Annotated in this window: 3 protein-coding genes; all 3 read left to right on the top strand. The window is 73.3% G+C overall.

What is annotated here, in order from left to right; genetic code table 11:
* Positions 1-72: 72 nt before the first annotated feature.
* Genes SCATT_RS10830 through SCATT_RS10820 form a run of 3 tightly spaced genes read left to right on the top strand, consistent with a single transcriptional unit; the run spans position 73 to position 19385 of the window.
* Positions 73-435 (top strand): WXG100 family type VII secretion target, encoded by a 363-nt coding sequence (locus SCATT_RS10830; RefSeq protein WP_014143064.1) that lies wholly within the window; start codon positions 73-75, stop codon positions 433-435.
* Entirely contained in the window at positions 432-920 is a 489-nt protein-coding gene (locus SCATT_RS10825; RefSeq protein ID WP_014143063.1) for a WXG100 family type VII secretion target, read from the top strand. Before SCATT_RS10830 ends, SCATT_RS10825 begins: the two co-directional genes overlap by 4 nt.
* A 30-nt stretch (positions 921-950) precedes the next feature.
* Positions 951-19385: a hypothetical protein gene (locus tag SCATT_RS10820; RefSeq protein WP_014143062.1), complete on the top strand. Its 18435-nt coding sequence runs from the start codon at positions 951-953 to the stop codon at positions 19383-19385.
* The last annotated feature ends 105 nt before the right edge of the window (positions 19386-19490 follow it).

Below are 19490 nucleotides of genomic sequence, written 5' to 3'. Positions count from 1 at the left end.
GACGGGACCGCTGCCGCGTCCCTAGGCTCCCGCCACGGGTGGTCCCTGACACGATCGCGAAGGAGCGCCGGGTTGAGCGGCAACACCATCACCCTCGAAGAGTTGAGGATCGACCTCGCCCAGTTGCGCGACGCGATCACGATCGTGGGCGCCCGGGCGGCCTCGATCCGCAACAACGTCAACCTGATCAACATGACGTTCAACGAGGCGGAGAGCGTCTGGCACAGCCCCGCGGCCCACTCCTTCGCCCAGCTCCAGGCCGAGTTCACCACCATCATGGGCGACCTCGACAACCTGCTGGACGAGATGACGCACCGCATGAAGGCGTCCCACCAGCAGTACCTCGACATGGAGGAGACCAACACCCGCAACATCGGCGACAACGAGCACAACACCGGGAACCACACCGGCGGCCACCACCGGGGGCGACGGTGATCGATCCCGCCCCGCACGACTACGCCACCGGCCCCGCGGGCGGCGCCAGGACCTCCGCCGTCATCCAGGTGGACGCCACATTGCTCCGGAGCTTCGGCAAGGAGGTGGAGACCTACCTCAAGGACATCGGCGACGACGTCACCACCATCTTCACCACCCTGAAGGAACTCAAGCTCGGCTGGGCCGGCCGCACCCAGCAGGAGGCCGAGGACTTCTTCGACCGCCTGGACGCCTGCCTGACCGCGCTCTACGGCAAGAGCGGCGACGAGGCGAGCGAGAAGAGCAGCCTGCTGACCCGGGTCGCCGGCGGGCTCCAGATCGCCGGCGCCAACTACCTGTCCGCCGAGGACGACATCGTCAAGCTCTTCTCCACCTCCGGCCTCGGCACCTCGGACCCCAACGCCCCCAAGCCCGGCCCGTACGACAGCCACACCTGGACCAACGAGAACGACCCGACGAAGAGTTCGGTCAGCGAGAACTTCTGAGCCACCCGGCCCGCCCCGAGGACGACAGCGTTGCCTTACGAATCCCACTTCGACGTCAGCGGCATCTACGAGCTGGGCAACGCCTGGATCGACCTGAGCGACACGCTGTGGGAGCAGCTCACCGCGATGGACGGGGCGGTGCACGGCATCGCCTGGACCGGTGACGCCAACGCGGCGGTGCAGGCGACCTGGAACCTCCTGCACGACAAGCAGTTCCAGCCGGCCGTGGACGCGGCGCGGGACATCGGCAACAAGATCAACGCCTATGGCGACTACATCGCGAGCCTCCAGCAGAAGGAGGCCGCCAAGGCGGCGGCGATGGACCTGGCCATGCTGCTGGGGGACATCTTCGGCCTGGGCCTGATGATGATCCCCGGCCTGGGGGAGGGGCTCGCCGAGCTGATCGGTGCCGCGATCAGCTCGGTCGTCAAATCCCTCGGCGAGCTGGTCTCGGTCGGCCTGGAGGCGGTCGCCCAGTTCGCCGGGACCATCGGCGGCGAGGTCCTCAGCCAGGTCGGCCTCCAGCTCGGCTTCGACATCGCCGCCCAGGGCATCGCGGACGCCGTCTACCACGTGCCGTTCGAGCTGGACAAGGACTTCTGGAAGGGCGAGGCGCTCAACCTCGGGCTGGCCGGCGGCATGCCGATCGCCATGTCCGGGCTGCACCTGGTCGGCGAGGGCACCTCGATGGCCAAGAACTGGCTCGGCGACAAGAACTTCGGCTCCGGCGTCAAGACGGACGCCCCGGCCCCGATGACCGGCACCGGAACCGGCCGCACCCCGACCCCGGCACCGGAGATCACCCCGCCCGGCCCGGCCGCCTTCGAGCACCCCCCGGTCGGCTCCGTCGGCACGCCCGGCAACGTCGACGCGACCCGCCCCGTCCTCTCCGAGCCCGCCCCCGGCACCCTCCCCGGCAAGACCGGCCCGGGCGGTGTGCCCGAGACCGTCACCCCCGGCCCCGCCAAGGTCGACACCCCGCCTCCGGCGACCGGGGTCACGGCCACCAACCGGCCGCCCGCCGCCCCGGTCACCCGTCAGCCGAAGCCCGACCCCGCGCTCAACACCCGCACCGGCGACACCAACCCGCCCGTCGAAACTCCGGCCACCACCCACCCCTCCCGCACCGCCGACTCCACCGAACCCGGCCCCGGCGCCACCCACCAGGCCGGCCGGACCTCCGCCCAGGACAAGGCCACCACCGCCGGCCAACGCGGATCCCTCGACACCACCACCACCGAACACACCGGCCCCCCGGCCGACCCCGCCAAGCAGACGGTCACGGCCAGGCCGACACCGTCCGAGGGCGACAAGACAACGGCTGACCCCACACCGTCCGAGGCCGACAAGAGCACCCTCAAGCCCGTCACCTCCGACACCGACAAGACCCCGCTCAACGCGCCCGACAAGGCACCGGACAAGACACCGCCCAACCCGGCCGACAAAACCCCCGACAAGACCCCCGCCAAACCGCTCGGCAAGCCCCTCGACAAAACCGCCGACAAAACCGCTGACAAAACCGTCGACAAAACCGCCGACACCCCGACCACCGAAGACCCCGGCAAGACCGAACACACCGGCACCACCCAGGAGTCCACCCGCAACACCACGCGGACCACCGCCACGGACGACACCGCGCTCACCCACTCCGACGCCGGCGCCCACGACTCCGTATCCGACAAACAGCACGGCGTCGGCGAGAGCGGCCACACCTCACGGGACACGCACGCGCAACCCGTCCCGCACGACGACGCCACCGCCGTCCACGAACCGCGACACCCCGCACCGCCGCACGACACCACACCCGCCCCCCACGACCCCGCCACCCGGCACGCCCTCGACAAGGGCAAGGCGGAGCTGACCGAGCACTACGGCGCCAAGGCCCGTTCCGAGCGGGACTTCCACCGGTCCATGGCCGATCTGCGGCGCAGGTTCGACGACATGGCCGGCCGGTCGAAGCGGATGGCCGCCCTCGACCGGGAGGCCCGCGAGGAGGTGTGGGAGCAGGTCGCCAAGGACGCCCGCACGGCGTACGAGGACGCCCACGCGGGCCAGGCGGGCAAGGGCGCCGACGGGGTGCGCCGGGCCGACGCGGTGTTCCAGCGGGAGCTGAGGAGGATCGGGCGGACCTTCCCCGGCCGGGCCGAGTACCACGCCAACGCGCCCAAGGACATCGACGCCCGGGTCGCCCGGATCCAGCGCCGGCTGCGTTCCGACGGCTTCTCCGACGAGCGGATCGACAAGCTCACCCCGGACCTGCGCAAGGAGATCACCGAGCACTACGAGGCCACCTACGGACGCCTCAAGGAGAAGCCGTTCTGGCGCACCACCAGCAGCGACCGGTGGACGTTCGACCAGGACGCCGAACGCCTCCACCAAAGCCTCGCCGACCACGCCAGACTCCGTACCCTCCACGACGACCTGGCGGGGGACATCGACACCTGGGCCGAGGAATGGACGCGCGAGCGGCCGGAGTTCGGCGCCCGGGACACCGCGCCGACCGCCGACCGCTACAAGCGGTCCGCCTGGGAGGCGCTGACCAGGGCCGTCCAGGAGACCACCGGACGCGGCAGGCGCGGCGCGACGGCCATGACCGAGCGGTCCTGGCGGGAGCTGACCGAGTCGTTCACCGGCCGCCGGGACGAGCTGCGCGCGCGGATGCACGACGAACTGGACGCCCACGCCCGTCTGCGCGGCGTCCTCGCCGACGAGCCGCGCCTCGGCGGGACCGGCCCCGGCCGCTCGGCGCTCGCCTCGATGCGCGACGACGCCCGCGAACTCCTCCACGGCAGACTCGGCGACCCCTTCGACACCTCGCGTACCGACCGCTTCCGCGGGTTCGGCAAGGACCTCGACGCCGTCAAGCGGACGGCCGGCCGGCGGCTGGCGTTCGAGACGCGGGCCGAGCGGCACACCTCCGCCGTGCTGCCCAAGGACGCCGGTGTCCCCGGCGGCCGGTCCCGCAACGACGCCGGTGCCCTGGTCGACGCCCACCTGATCAAGGCCGTCGGCGAGGCGCTTACCGACGCCCGGGGCTGGCTGCGGGAACACGGCTACACCCCGGAGAACGTCGAGACCGCGCTGAAGGACCTCGACACCCGGCTCACCGCCGTCAAGCAAGACATTCCCAAGCTCACCGCCGCCGCCCAACACCTGCCCACGGCACTCGACGAGGCGGAGCAGACCGCGCGCCATCTGTACGGCACCGACTCCGGCGTGCCCCACCCCGTCCAGGACGACCTGCGGCACGCGCTGCGGCAGGACTGGCTCGGCCACTACGACACCGTCCTCACCGGCGGCCGGCTCGACGCCGCCCACTGGTCCCCGGCCGACCGCGGCCACCCCGGCCCCCAGCACGGCGGCACGCTCCGCAACGGCCAACGCCAACTGCTCGACCACTACGACCATGTGCTCTCCATCGCCGAGCGCCGCAACTGGGACCTGGAGAACCTTTCCGACCGCTACCGGGACGCCTACGCGAAGTGGGAGGCCGACGCCGCCGCGGCACACACGAGTTCGGCGCGGGCCCAACTCCTGGGCGAGCGCGCCGGTCAGGGGCCGAAGCTGTCACCGGAGGAACGCGAAGCCGGCCTGGCCGAGCTGGAGAAGGAACTGCGCGACGACTTCCACGACCTGGTGCACGGCCGGGAACCGGGCACCCTGCGCCCCGACGACTACCGTGACCTGTACGACCGGTGGCGGCGGAGGACCGACGAACGCCTCTCAAACCTGGCCGGACACTTCGACCACCTCCACGCCCGCGCCGAGGCCGTCTCCCGCGCCCGCGAGCGCGCCCTCGACTTCTACGACCGCCTGCCGCACCCCGACGGGCCGCACGCCACGCTGAAGCACCGGTTCGCCGAGACCTACGCCGCCGTCGTCGCCAAGGACGACCCGGCCCACTGGGCGTCCGGCACCATGGACGAGGGCAGGCTCCACGAGACGCTCTCCTTCGTCACCGCCCACCAACACCTCGAGAAGGACATCCTGCCCCGGGCCGAACAAGCCCTGCGCGACGCCGCCCGTACCAAGGGGTACGACGAGCACGTGGTCACCGCCGCCCGGGACAAGCTCCGCCAGGACGTCCACGACCTCGTCGGCGAGTACGCCGCCCGGCTGCGCGACAGCGGCCAACACCCGCACGGCGCCGGCGACCTGATCGCCTCCGGCCTGACCACCCGGGCCGACGCCATGTTCTCCCGGCACGCCCTCGACACCCGGCTGCTCGTCCAGCGCCACCTGGCCGACGACATCCGGGACCTGCGCCACACCGTGGACCGGCACGCCTGGGACCTGGCCGGCCTGGACGACGCCGAGGAACACTTCATCGGCGAACGCACCGCCAAACTCGTCAAGTCGGCCGACGAACACCTCGGCGACGTCCTCTCCGGCATCCGCCCCCTGCTCGGCGGCGAACTCGACCCCGGCTTCCGCGCCTGGCGCCAGGACGCCGACACCCTGCTGCGCGACGCGCCCCGCGACGCCCGCCGGCAGGAAACGCTCTACGAGGCGGCCATGACCGCCGGCCGGGTCTTCGACACCCGCTACGCCACCCTGGCCGGCTTCGACATCGACACCCTGCACGGCCGTTCCTCCGACGGCGGTGACTTCACCGCCGAGATCGAGGCGTTCCGCCGTGACCACATCACCCTGGCGGCCCGCCACGAAGGCATCGGCGCCGCCGACCTCGACCACTGGCTCGACCACGGCACGGCCGGCCGCGGCGCCTTCACCGAGGGCGTGGAACGCGGGCGCCGGCACGCCGAGCAGACCCGCCCCCGCCCGGCCGGCACGGTGCCGGTGCCGGTGCCGGAGAAGCACCCGGTCACCGTCGAGGACGTCCCCGAGCACCACCCCGTAGCCGGCGGCACCCTCCCGCACGACGGCCCGCCGCTGACCGAGGCCCACGAACCGGCCACCACGACACACCAGGCGGCCGTCACCGTCGAGAGCCACACACCGCCCCCGTCCCGGGAGGTGAAGCAGGGGCAGGAGTGGTCCCACGCCAAGCACCAGGCGCTGGACGCCGCCGCCGCGCACCTGGACGACCAGCTCCGCGTCGACCGCCGCCGCCCCGACCTCTCCGCCGACTTCGGCACGGTCCTGGACGACGCCGGCCTGACCACCCACCTCACCCCGTCCCAGGTCGACACCCTCTGGAACGACTTCCGCACCGAGGCCACCGGCCGCTTCGACACCGTCTACCGCCCCGGCCACCTCGGGCGCCCGCGCACCGCGGCCGACTGGGCACGACTGGACGACGAATGGCGCACCGGCTACCGGGACCTGCTGAGGAACCTGCCGCGCCGGGCCGCCCGGGCCGTCACCCTCCACAACGCCTGGCACGCCGTCGCGCTGGCCGCCGCGCCCAAGGCCGACCACTGGCGCGGTGCGGGCATGACCGCGCAGGAGCTGAAGACCGTCCACGACCTGCTCCACGAGCGGATCGAGCAGCTCGTCACCGCGGAGGACCACACGTCCTCCGGGCTGCGCCGGGGGCTCGCCCGCATCACCGGCTCCCTGGACGCCGTCTTCCAGCACGTGGCCGACGCCCGCCGGGCCAGGGCCGCCGCCGACGAGCACTTCACCGCGCTGATCTCCGGGCACGCCGGCCCCGACGAGGAGTCCTGGGCGGCCCCGCTGCGGCAGACGTTCCTCACCAAGGCCGAAGAGGCGTACCACCACACCTGGCGCACCACGGTCCGCCTCGGCTCCCGCCCCGAGGACACCGCGCGGACCGTACGCGCCCGGTGGCAGCGGGAACTGACCGCCCTCACCGACGACCTGCGCGGCCGGATCGCCGGACACCGCCGGACCGACCGCGACCTGGCCGCCGTCGAACAGGCCGCCCAGGCGGCCGTGGCGCACTGGCAGCGGACCCACACCGGCACCGCACAGCTCACCGGCGACCAGATCACCCACCTCTACCGGCGACTCGCCGACGACCTCCAGGCCGGAGCCGGCGCGGACCTGCTCGTCCCGCAGCTCCCCGGCCGCATCGCCGCCGAGGCCCAACTCGCCGACGCCAAGGCCGAGTTGCTGGAGACCGCGCTGACCGTGCTGGCCCAGCACCCGGCGCACCCCACCGGTCCGCTCACCCCCGCCGCCCGCTTGCGCGCCGGACTGACCTCCGTCGAGCCGATCACCACCGCGCTGCGCGACGCCCTCGCCCCGCTGCACGCCAAGGGGTACCCCGCCGACGAGGTGACGTCCGCCGTCACGGCCGCCAAGCAGCGGGTCGTCCAGGTGCTGACGAAACTGCCCGACCGCTTCGCCGAGGAACCCGCCCGCGAACAGGCGTGGCAGGAGGCACAACGCGCCTTCGCCCGACTCCTCGCCGAGCGGCCCCGGTTGCCCAAGACGGACGTCGAGCGGATCCGCCAGGACTTCACCGCCCGCTGGATGCGCGGCTACGAGACCTCACACGGGCTGGAGACGGCCTACTCCGCGCAATGGGACCTCGCGCACGACGAGGCCGCGCCCACCACCGTCCCGGCCGTCGAAGCCCCCGGGCCGCCGGTCCACGACGACGACCACGAGCAGACCTGGGAGCCGGCCGCCTACGACCACCAGACCCCGCCGGTCAGCCTCACCGCGATCCGTAACGACATCGCCGCGGCGCCCCCCGCCACGCTGGGCGTGATCTACCAGGCGCTCCTCAAGGTCGAGGAGCGGATCGAGGGCGGCAGGCACGCCAGGGCCACGTTCCTGCGCGACGCCGTCCGCGACGCGGTGGCCGTCTACCGCGCGGCGAGCGACGCCGCCCCGGGGGTGGTCGGCACCGTGGTGGAGATCGCCGGGCAGCAGGTCGTGGTCAACCACGGCTTCAACAACTACCTGCTCCCCTTCGACCCGCAGCGGACCCCGCGTTCGGCCACCGACCCCGACCAGGTCACCGGCATCGACGAGGAGTACGCGACCGGCTTCGACTACCCGGCCAACGCGCTCACCATGGCCCAGTTCGGCTACCTGGCCAAGGAGTTCTACCGTGGCGCGCTGCCCACCGCCACGGACGCCCAGCAGCACGCCCGCAACGTCATCTTCCTCGCCTCCGTGGTCGCCGAGAGCTCCCGCAGCCCGCACACCCTGACCGCCGCCCTGCTGGTGCTCTCCGGCGCGCTCGACGACACCCCGGTGACCAGCGTCTTCGACCTGATGCCGATGACCGCCGGCGGCACCGACCCCGGCACCACAGCCAACCAGCGCAGCCCGATCCCCGGCGCCGGTGACGTCACGGCCACCACCGCCATACGCCAACTCACCGTCGCCCTGGCCGCGTTGCGCACCCTGCACCCCGGCCGCGACCACCTCCGGGCGGTCACCGAACGGCTCGCGCAGGGCACCCCGGAGAGCGCGCTGATCGACGCCGTCGCCACCGACCTGTACAAGGTGCTCACCCGGTCCCTGGGCAAGGGCCCCGGCGGTGACTGGTACCACGACCGTGACTACCAGCAGCAGGCCACCGCGCCCGAACCGCCCGTCGGCGGCAAGCCGTTGTTCACCTCCGACGACCTGCCGCCGGTCCACGACGACCTCCTCGACCCCGCCCGGTGGGCCGACGTCCGCGACCTCGCGCCGGTGTCCCGGCTGGCCGTCGAACGGTTCGAACCCCGCGACGACCGGCACACCACCGGACTCGTGGCCCAGCCCGGCAAGCTGCCCGGCTGGATCACCGAGATCCGCTACGACGTGCGCATGATGGAACCGGTACCCGGCCACTGGGTCGCCGAGTACACCGTGCGGATCGACCTGCGCGCCGGGAACGGCGTCACCGACGAGCAGTTGGCGTCCTACGTCACCCAGGTGCGCTCCGACGTCGACACCCACGTCAACGGCCGCTTCCGGCTGCCGGACAGCGGCGCGCAGTTCCACCTCACCGTGGAGTTCACCGCCGACGACCCGCACCACGTGGTCACCCTCGACCTCCAGCCGCGTTCGGCGGCCGGGCGGCGGCTGCCGCGGATGAACCAGCGGCGCTGGTTCTACCGGTACCAGCACGACGCCGGGCCGGTGCTGCACGAGCTGTTCCACTCGCTCGGCCTCGGCGAGGAGTACTACGAGGCCGCCTCCGTCTTCCGGTCCGGCACCCGCCACCGTCCCGGCAAGGACGACGGCGGCTTCATGGGCGCCTGGCCCGGGGCCGACGGGATGCGGGGCCGCTATCTGAAGACGATCGAGGACATCACCCGCGACCACCTCAGGACGTCCTCCTTCGACCACCAGGCGATCGAGCGGGCCCGCGCGCGGCAGCCGCGTCCGGCCCCGGCGTACCGTCCGCCGGTGCGCGTCCCGGCGGACGGCCGCTGCCTGCTGTACGCGGCGCTGGTCGGCGTGGAACCCCAGGCGTGGCCGGAGGCGCTGCGCGACCACCCGGCGCTGGCGGGGTGGCCGCGCGAGCACGGCCGGGCGGCGCTGATGCTGGACCCGGCCCGCCGCCCCGAGCTGGACGCCGCCGCCACCGCCCTGCGCGACCAGGTGCTGGCCCACCTCGACCGGGTGGGCCCGGCGGGGCTGCCGGACGAGGTGGTCCGCCCCTACCGGCTGCGCCCGGCCAACCTCGACCACCTCGGGGAGGACGTCACCGCGCCGCTGACCCCGGCCGAGTTCGCCGCCCTGCGCGACGCGGTGAGCCGGTGGGCGTGGAACAGCGACGAGGGGGAGACCTTCCCCGGTCTCGTCGCCCACGCGATGGGCGTGCGCTTCCGCATCGTGGTGAGCCCGCCCGACCGCGAACCCTTCACCCACGTCATCGGCCCCCACCACGGACCGCTGGCGGAACTCCACTACAACGGCACCGACCACTACGACGCGACCGTCCCGGAGCGGACCACCGGCACCCCGCCGCCCCATCCGTCGGCCGTCCGGCTCGGCGAGGTGGCCACCGTCACCGGCCTCGACGGCGTCCGCGACGCCGTGCTCACGTACGTCCCCGCCTCCCAACACGAGCTGTTCGAAGCCCAGTTCGGCGAGGCCGGGGTCAAGGAGATCTTCGCCGACCTGACCGGCGGCGGCTGGACGCGGACGGTCGGCGAGGGGAACGCGGCCGTCGAGATCGGTGTGGTGCTGGAGCTGGACGACCCGGTGGTGGGCACCGAGGCGGTCGAGGAGGTGAAGGTCTCCGTCAAGCCCGGCGACGGCGTCGGCTCCGCCCTGGAGGTGGCCGACAAGGCGGCCGAACGCCTCGACGTCCCGATCCAGCCGCTCGCGTTCCTCCCCGGGCTCGGCACCTGGTCGCCGCTGCGCACGCTGCCGGTGAGCCTGACGTTGAAGGGCATGTTCAGCAAGGCCGCCCGGGAGTCGGCGGCCGGCCGCAAGACGCAGACGAAGGCCACCGGTGAACTCACCGGCACCGGCCGCGTCCTCACCCAGCAGGCGACCTGGCACGTCACGGCCAGGTGGGCGAGTGGCACGACCGCCTCGCGAACCGTGGAGCAACGCTCCACGGTGACCCGCAAGTTCCCGGACGCGTTGCTGACCCCGACCCCGGTGACGTCCGAACCGGTCGAAGGCACCTTCGCGCTGCCCGCCTCGCACGTGCCCGTGCACGTGGCCGCGGGCGGTCTGCTGGACTCGATCCTGGGCGAGCTGCCGGAGACGTTCGGCGTCGTCGGCTCGGGCGTCTACGAGAAGATCCGCGAGTTCGCCGACCGGGCCAACCTCCAGGCGTCCTCGCACCAGTTGTTCGACACCGGCCTGGTGCTGCCGCTGAAGCGGGGCCGTGACGAGGCGGCCGTCGTGCTGGTGGCCCGCGCCCATGACGCCCAGCTGATCACCTCGCTGGACGAGGCCACCTTGGAACAGGGCACCAAGTCCAAGCGGGAGCTGAGGAACGCCGCCGGGATCGGACACAACGCCGAGGCCGCCGCGTCCCTCGGGTTCGGCTTCCTGGCCGGCAAGGTCCCCGGCGCGTCCGGCTACGGCGACACCAGGAGCGTCAACGCCAAGGGCACCGCCACCGGCGTGGTCCAGGACACCCACGGCACCACGGTGACCGACGCGGTGACCCGGGAACGCGGCACCCGCTACCAGGGCCCCGCCGACCTGCGTTCCGCCCACGTCACCTACACGGTGACGGTGGTGCGCCGGGGCCGCGCCCCGAAGCACGCCACGGTGACGGTCGAGAACGGGCTGCTGGTGCTGGTGCCCAGCGAGGGCACCGTGAAGAGCGCGTCCAAGCCCGCGACGCTGGACCAGGGGCTCGCCGCCCTCGGACAGACCGAGTACGCCGGCGGCGCCAAGGAGCTGATCGGCAGGATCGCCGGCCTGGTCCCGGAGTACGTACTCCACCCCGAGGGCACCTCGGCCGGGGCGTTCCGCGAATCGCTCGCCCGCGACTTCCCGCTGCGCGCGGCCAACCTGGCCGGCCTGTACTCCGTGCTCTCCCCGGCGGGGATGCGGGAGCTGGGCGACACCGGGCGGCTGACGTTCACCCTGGCGAAGACCACGGCGCGCTCCAAGCAGTCCCACCCCGATCTGCTCACCGTGGAGATCGTCCGCACCTTCGCCGGTGACCTGGTGTACGAGGGCGAGTCCGCCCACCACGACCTGACCGCGGGGGACACCTCGGCCGTCAAGGTGGAGACCAAGAAGGTCCTGAAGACCTCCTTCGACGTCGACGCCGAACTGTCGGCCGCCGTCGGCCAGGGCACCGGGCAGGCGCTGCGCTCGGTCAACCCCAAGGCCGGCACCAAGGCGTCCGGCCGCGCCCGGGAACGGTCCACGGCGCTGTCCACCGGCGCCGACCACGGCTACACCTGGACCGGCAGCGGCGGCACCAGCACGTACCGCGCCACCGTGCACTACCGGCTCACCATCCGGGTGGACGACGGGGTGCCGCTCACCGGCCGGGTGCTGGGGCAGCACGCCGTCCTGCGGCTGCCGTCCGCGCTCGTACCGACCGCCACCACCCCGCACACCTCGCTGAAGCCGCAGGTCACCGGCTCCCGCAGCCTGGCCCCCGGCCACACCGCGCTGCTCCCGGCGGCCCGGCCCGGCGTGGTCACCGTGACCGAACTTCCCAAGGTCTACGGGGTCTTCCACGTCTCCCCGGTGCTCGACGTGCTCGCCACCGAGGGCGCCGCGATCCTCACCGCCACCTCCACCGACCCGGCCACCAAGGGCAAGCTGAAGTCGCTGCTCACCCCGGCGCACGACACCCGGCGCGGTCTTGAGGCGCAGCAACTGGTGGACGCGTTCGGCTCGTCCGCGTTCGGCGCCAACCTCGGCCGCGTCCTGTCCGGCGGCTACCGGCTGAGCCTGTCCCGGTACGGATGGCTCGCCGACGAACTCGGCGATCTGACGCTGGGCGGCGCGCTCAGCAACCCGCGGGTGATCGGCGAGGCCGAGTTCACCCTGAAGAAGTCCACGGCCGCCGCCAACTCCGGCAAGGCCGGCGACACCGCCACCCAGGCGTGGGAGGTCGTCGCCGGGCTGGGGTTCGGCACCCGCCTGGACCAGCTCAACCTCACGCCGGCCTGGAGCGGCAAGCCGCTGACCGGCAAGTCGGCGTCGGCCGTCACGGAGGAGACCTCCGTGACGGCCAAACCGGCGCTGACCTACACCGGGCCCGTCGCCCTCGTCGCCTTCGACGCCTCGTTCGTGCTGGCCGGGGTGAGCACGTCGCACGCGATGGTGCTGGACGTCCTCGGCGCCGGCGACGGAGGCACCGCCGCCAAGGAGATCACCACCAGCAACACCGTCGTCCTCGTCGTCCCCCGCGACGAGGCGGTCCGGCTGGGCTACCTCACCCCGCGGGCCGGGAACGCCACGGCGCCCGTCCAGCGGGCCACCGACCGGACACCGCCGCCGTATCTGCCCCTCGGCCTCGGCCCGCTCACCGTCAGCCACGTCGACGCCCCGGCGATCGTCGGCCACGTCCACGGCCTGATCCAGCAGTTGCCGTCCGAGCGGCTGTGGCCGTTCTCGGGGCAGCGGATCCGCAACAAGCTGCTGCAACAGCTGTCGGCGTTCAGCACCCCCGAGGCGCTGGGCGGGCTGCTCGGCCGGGTGGTGGGCCCCGGCCTGTCGCTCTTCGACGAGGCGGACAACGCGTTCGGCCGCGGCCAGGTCCAGGTGCTCATCCACGGCGAACTGGTCAACCCCCGCCGGGTCGCGCCCACCGCGCGGTCGGGCGCCGACGAGGAGACCGCCACCTGGTCCGCCGAGCGGGAGACCGCCGCCAAGCACACCACCGAGAACACCCTGGAGACCACCAAGGGCCGGGAGCACTCCCTCGCCCTCACCGTCGGCGAACCCACCCTCGTCCCGCCCGTCACCGAAGGCGTGGACGCCAAGTGGACCCGCAAGGACGCCGTCACCACCACCTCCACCCACGCCACCGAGACCACCGCGAGCACCACGGCGGCCGACGGCACCGAGGAGTACGACTACGACCTGCGGCTCGGCGTGAGCGTGCTGGTGCACAGCGGCCCCGGACGCCTGCCGGTGTACCTGACGCTCGGCGCGCTGCGGCTGCTGGACGCCACCACGACCTCCGGCGGCCAGGCCACGGTGCTCCCGCGCGCGGTGCGCCTGTCGGCCCCGGACGAGAAGCTGCTGGCGGACGTCTCCCACACCTACCGCGACACCCGCGAGACCGCTCCCGTCTGGCGTGAACTGCCCGACGGGATCACCGAGTTGATGCTGCCGGTCACCGGGGACGTCCGGGACACCGTGCTGAGGCTGGTCCCCGAGGCCCGTCACGACCTGGCGCTCTTCGCGGAGATCGTGCAGCGCCTCGACCCGCGGCTGCTGGCCGCCGGGGTGCTGAAGACCCCCGGCCAGGGGTACGCCTTCCCGCTCACCGGCTTCCGGGCCGCCCTGCCCGGACCCCTCGGCCGCATCCGCGTCCGCCCGCGCATCGCCGAACCCCGGCTGCTCGGCACCACCACGGCCGAGGGCACGCTCACCCCGAAGAGGACCCACGGCACGAAGACGAAGCTGTCCGACACCGACGCCTTCGACGTGGGCGTCTTCAAGAACGACCTGACCGTGCGCATGGGCGGCGTACCCGGCGCGGACGGCGGCCAGGCCGGCTCGGTCCACAACTGGAACCCGCCGTTCGCGCTGCCCACCGGGTCCTGGGAGTTCCCCTGGTCGGCGGAGCGCTCGATCGAGGCCGAGACCAAGGGCGACAAGGCCAAGCAGTCCGGCGACGCCCACCTCGTCCTGGTCCGGGTCGACTACGAGATCACCCGCGAATGGCCCTCCGGCCGCACCCGCACCCTGCACGCGCCCCGGCAGACCGGCGTGCTGCGCCTGGACGACACGGCGGCCACCACGCTGCACCTGCCGGTCACCCCGGTCACCGGCTCCGCCTTCGAGGAGATCGACGAGGCCACGGCGACCGCGCTGCTCGACGCCGTCACCACGGAACCCACGGCGTCCACCGTCCCCGTACTGCACGTGGCCGAGGCGTCCCAGGACGACCCCTGGCAGCCCGCCGCCGCGCCGGAACAGGCCTCGCTGAGCGTCAACCACCTGCTCGCCGAGGTCAACGCCGCCTCCACCGGGGTCAAGGAGGTGCTCTACAAGGCGCTGCTGGAGGTCGAGCGGCGCATCACCACCACGACCGGCAACGGAAGCCGCCTCGCCCACCTGCGCGACACCATCCTGCGCGGCGTCGACGCCTACCGGCAGGCCGCCGCCGACGGCACCGCCGCCGGGGCCGTCGGCACCGTACTCGACCTGTACGGGCAGCAGGTCGTGGTCAACCACGGCCACAACAACTACCTCGTGCCGTTCGACGAGACGCTGACCCCCCGCTCCGCCACCGACCCCGGCCGGGTCACCGCCATCGACGCGCAGCACGCCCAGGCGTTCGACTACCCGGCCAACCCGCTCACCCTCGGCCAGTTCGCCAACCTGGCCAGGCAGCTCCACGCCGGTCAGCTGCCGGTCGGCAGCGGCAGGCAGAGCAGGATGAACGTCATCTTCCTCGCCTCGGTCGTCGCCGAGACCGCCCGCTGCCCGCAGACCCTCACCGCGGCCCTGCTGGTCCTCACCGGCCTCCTCGCGGACCTGCCGGTCGGCAGCGCCTTCGACCTGATGCCGATGACCACGGGGAGCACCGACCCGGGCAGCACGAGCAACCGCCGCAGCGAGATCCCCGGCGCCGGGGACGTCACCGTGACCACCGCCCTGCGCCAGCTCACGGTCGCCCTCGCGGCGCTGCGGATCCGCTACCCGCAGCGCGACTTCCTCCAGGCGATCGACCGCAAGCTCGGCGAGGGCTCCACCGCCGAGCAACTCGTCCCCGGCGTGGCCACCGCGCTGTACCAGGCGCTCTCCGAGACGATGGACGACTCCTGGTACACCGACGAGTCCGCGCTCGCCGGCCACCTCGGCGAATACGACGACGAGTTCCACCAGGCCGCCTCCGCGCCCCCGGCGACCACCACCGCACCGCCGCCGGCCACCGACGACGTCACCGACCTGCCCGAGGTCCACCACGACCTGCTCGCACCGTCCGACTGGGACACCCACCGCGAACTGACCAACCCCGCCCAACTGGCCACCGCGAGCTACGAGATCCGCGGAAACCACGTCTGGGTCCCCGGAAGGGCCCCGGACGGTACCAACCTCCTCGGCCCCGCGCCCCGCCAGCTGCCGGCCTGGGTCACCGACATCCGCTACGACCTGCGGCTGATGGAACCGGCCCCGGGACGCCGCGTCGCCGAGTTCACCGTCCGCCTCGACCTGCGCCCCGGCGCCGGGGTGACCGACACCCGCGTGACCCGGCTCAAGCGGCGCCTCCTCGCCCTCCTCGACACCTCCGTCAACGGCCGCTACAAGCTGCCCGGCGGCGAACAGTTCCACCTGCGCGTCGAGTTCACCGCCGGCAACCCGCACCACGTCGTGGAGGTCGTCCGCCGCGACCCGCGCGGACGGCGCGAGAGCGACCAGAAACGGTGGTACCACAAGGCCACCGACGGCACCCTGCTGCACGAGCTGTTCCACTCGCTGGGCCTGCGCGAGGAATACCGCACCCCCGAATCCGTACTCCGCTCCGACCAGCCCAGGCCCGTACCGCCCGAGGCCCGCCCCGCGACGCGTCAACTGACCGACGACGGCGGCTTCATGGGACGCCTCCCCACCGCCGACGGCATGCGGCAGCGCTACCTGGACCGCATCGACGCGGTGATGCGGGAAAACCTGGTGCTCCACCCGCCGGAGCACCGCGCCGCGTTCACCGAGACCGTCCACGACCACCCCGAGGGCACCACGGCGCGCACGGCACAGGTGGCCGCCACGCTGCCACCGGTCGGCACGGGCACCCTCGGGCACCTCGTGGCCGCGCTGTCGCAACTGCCCGCCGCCGACCGCCACGCCCTCGCCGCCGACCACGCCCTGATGGCCGACTGGCGCGCCCGGCTCGGGAACGGCTTCGGCAAGGCCGCCGCCGAGCTGCTGCTCGACGTGGCGGACACCGTGGCCCGGCCGCTGCTGGCCAAGCAGGAGGCCGGGGTGCGGCTGACCGCCCTGCTCCGCGACCCGGACGTGGCGCTGCGGCTGCTGCGCGCCGGGGCCAGGGTGACCGTGGTGCCCTTCGCCGTGACCACCTCGCCGTCCGACCCTCGGCGCCCGCTGATCGCCGAGGACGCCGTCCTGCGCCAGGACAGCGCCTCGCCCGGTGACGGCAGGCCGCTGTCGGTCGCCCTGCTCCACGACGTGGCCGGCCTCGTGTACGACCTGGGGCTCACCCCGGCCCAGCGCCACGCCTTCCGCACGGTGGCCCAGGAGGCCGGCCTCGACCTGACGACGAACACCCCGCGGGAGCACTTCGCCCGCCTGGCCGTCGTCCAGCTCGGCCACGCCTTCGCCCCGGTGCCCTCGGGCGACCTCGACGCCATGCTCACCGGCTGGTTCGGCCCCCGCCGCGGCCACCAGGTCGACAAGAACGACGCCCTCGACGCCATCGCCGCCTTCCTCGGCGCCCACGACGCCGACTTCACAGCCGCCCGTCCCGAACTCGCCCGCTACGAACGGGCCGACCTCAAGGACTTCGACACCGCCGCCCAGGTCCGGACGCACAACCAGCGCAAGGCACTGCTGCTGGCCACGCTGAAGTCGTCCTCGGCCACGGTGCCCGGCAGCGGCGGCACACTGTGGCGGGACGCCATCCCCGACGACTGGCGCGACCAGGCCGACACCGTCTACGCGGCCTTGCTCACCGGCCACCGCGCCGGCCCCGTCCACACCGACCCGCACATCGAGAAGGCCGCCCGCAACGTCGCCGCCACCAAGAAGAAGGTCGCCGAACTCGCCCAACTCCGCCAGAACCGCAACCACATCATCGCCGACACCATGCTGCACAAATACGTCACGGCCGCGGTCTTCACGGCCCGCACCCTCGATGACGCGGCACGGCGACGGGCGGTCGAGGTCTTCACCGAGTTCACCGAAGCCCTCGGCTTCGACGCCGACCGCAAGGCGAAGAACCTCAAGGCCGTCGGCAGACTCGCCACCGCCCTGATCCGCGCCGACCTGGAACAGCTCCAGGCCGGGCAGCCGGACTACGCCGCCCTCTACGGCGCCACCGGCCTCCACGCCGCGCTCACGGCCGCCGAATCGGTGACCGACGCCGACCAGGCCCGCTCCGCCCTGACCGGCATCACCGGCCACCTCCCGCCCCGCCTGGCCGCCCTCGTCCGCGACGAACTGGACACGGTGCGGCAGCGCGTCCACGCCCTCACCGACGACCCGGCGACCCTCCCCACGGTCCACGACGCGTTCCACGCCCTCCACCACGCCGTACGCACCCACGCGCTGAACGACCTGGCCCTGGTCGCCGGGCTCACCGCCGAACGCCAACTCCACGACGTCCAGGCCCTCCTGGAGTCCGCCGCCGACGCCCGCAGCACCACGTCCCGCACCGCCCGCCTGGCCATCGCCGCCGGACTGGGCCGCGTCCGCGCCGAGTTCACCCGGCTCGGACACGACCCGGGAAGACAGCTGACCGAACTCCTCGACGACCTGATGACCCGGCTCGGAACGACGGGCGCCGGTCCTGCTCTCCACGAGGAGATCCCCGCAGCGCGACTCCGGCAGCTCGCGGCCGAGTTGGGCCGCCACCGCCGGCCGGTGTACGACACCGAACTGCGGCAGGCCCTCGCCCGTTTCCCCGCCGTCACCACCACGGTGGCCAAGAGGGCGGCCAGGGAACTGCGGTCCGTCGGCGACCAGGTGGGCGGCGCCCGCGTCACCGGCGACCCGCGCACCGGCCACCCCGTCACCCTGTACGAGCGGGCGCTGACCGACAGCTCGCTCACCGAGGTGACCGCGAAGATCGCCGACATCACCTCGATGCTCTCCAACAGCCGCCACAACCTGCGCAACGGCGACGCCGACGTCAACCAGACGATCCAGAACTTCCTGGACCCGCCGGTCCTCCGCCACCACGACCTGCTCACCGGCGTCGCCCACGGCCAACTCGGCGAACAGGCCCTCTACACCCCGCACGCCAACCACGTCCTCGACAGCCTGACGCTGCTGGAGGACGCCGGCCTCGTCCCGGTCGCGCTGCGCCACCTGATGCGCCCCTCCACGTACGGCGAGGTCAAGACCGGCAGCACCCGCGCCGAGAGCGTCACGAAGCAACTCGGCACCGACCAGCCGCACACCCTGGGGCTCCCGCTCTCCTCCTCCGGGGACTTCACCACCCGGGCCGGCCAGGACCCGCTCACCGAGGAGCAGGTCACCGCCCTCGTCCCCAGCCTGTCGGCCCCCCGGCCCACGCCGATGGAGGACGTCGCCGGGACGGCGCCGGACAGCGAGAGCGAGGACGACGACCCGGCGGAGAACGAGATGACCTCGCTCGCCGACGCCATCGGCACCACGCTGACCGTCTCCCGCAAGCGCCAGGCCTCCCCGGACGCGGCGGACACCCTCACCGACCCGGCCAAGAAGACCCGCCTCACCCTGCCCCCCGCCTTCCTCGACAGCGAACCCGCGCGACGCCCCGCCCAGGCCCCCGCGACCACCCCGCCCGTGCCCCTGACCCCCGGCTCCCGCCTGCTCTCCGGGCGGCTCACCGCCGTCGAATGGGCCCCGGGCGACCCCCGCGCCGGACGCGGACTCGGCCACGCCCGCTACCGCGCCGGCACCCTCGCCCTCGACCCGGCGGCCCCCGCCCACCCGCTCGCCACCCTGCTCGCCGGTACCGGCGACGGCGAACCGCCCACCGTCGTCCACCTCACCGATCTGCTCCCCGGCGACGACGACCGCGCCCGCGAAACCGTCGAAAGCCTGCTGCGCCGCGCCGTCACGATCGCCGGCGACCAACGGGCCGGCACCGTCGTTGTCACCACCGCCCTGCCGGACGTCACCGACATCCTCACCGGACTCGGCCTCACCCCCGTCCCCGGCGCACCCCGCCTGCTGCACGCCCCCACCGACACCCTCGCCCAGGCGCTCCGCGACCGCCCCGAGGCCCACGACGTCGCGGTACGCAACTGCGAGACCTGAACCGGCCGCCGTCCCCGCCCCGGGTCCCCGAACGGGGACCTGGGAAGGTCCGCGCCCGCCACGCCACGATGGCCGGGAGAACCGGTGTCCGCCGCACGAGGAGCT

Source organism: Streptantibioticus cattleyicolor NRRL 8057 = DSM 46488 (assembly GCF_000240165.1).
Taxonomy (GTDB): Bacteria; Actinomycetota; Actinomycetes; order Streptomycetales; family Streptomycetaceae; genus Streptantibioticus; species Streptantibioticus cattleyicolor.
This window is presented reverse-complemented; position numbering and strand designations above follow the sequence as displayed.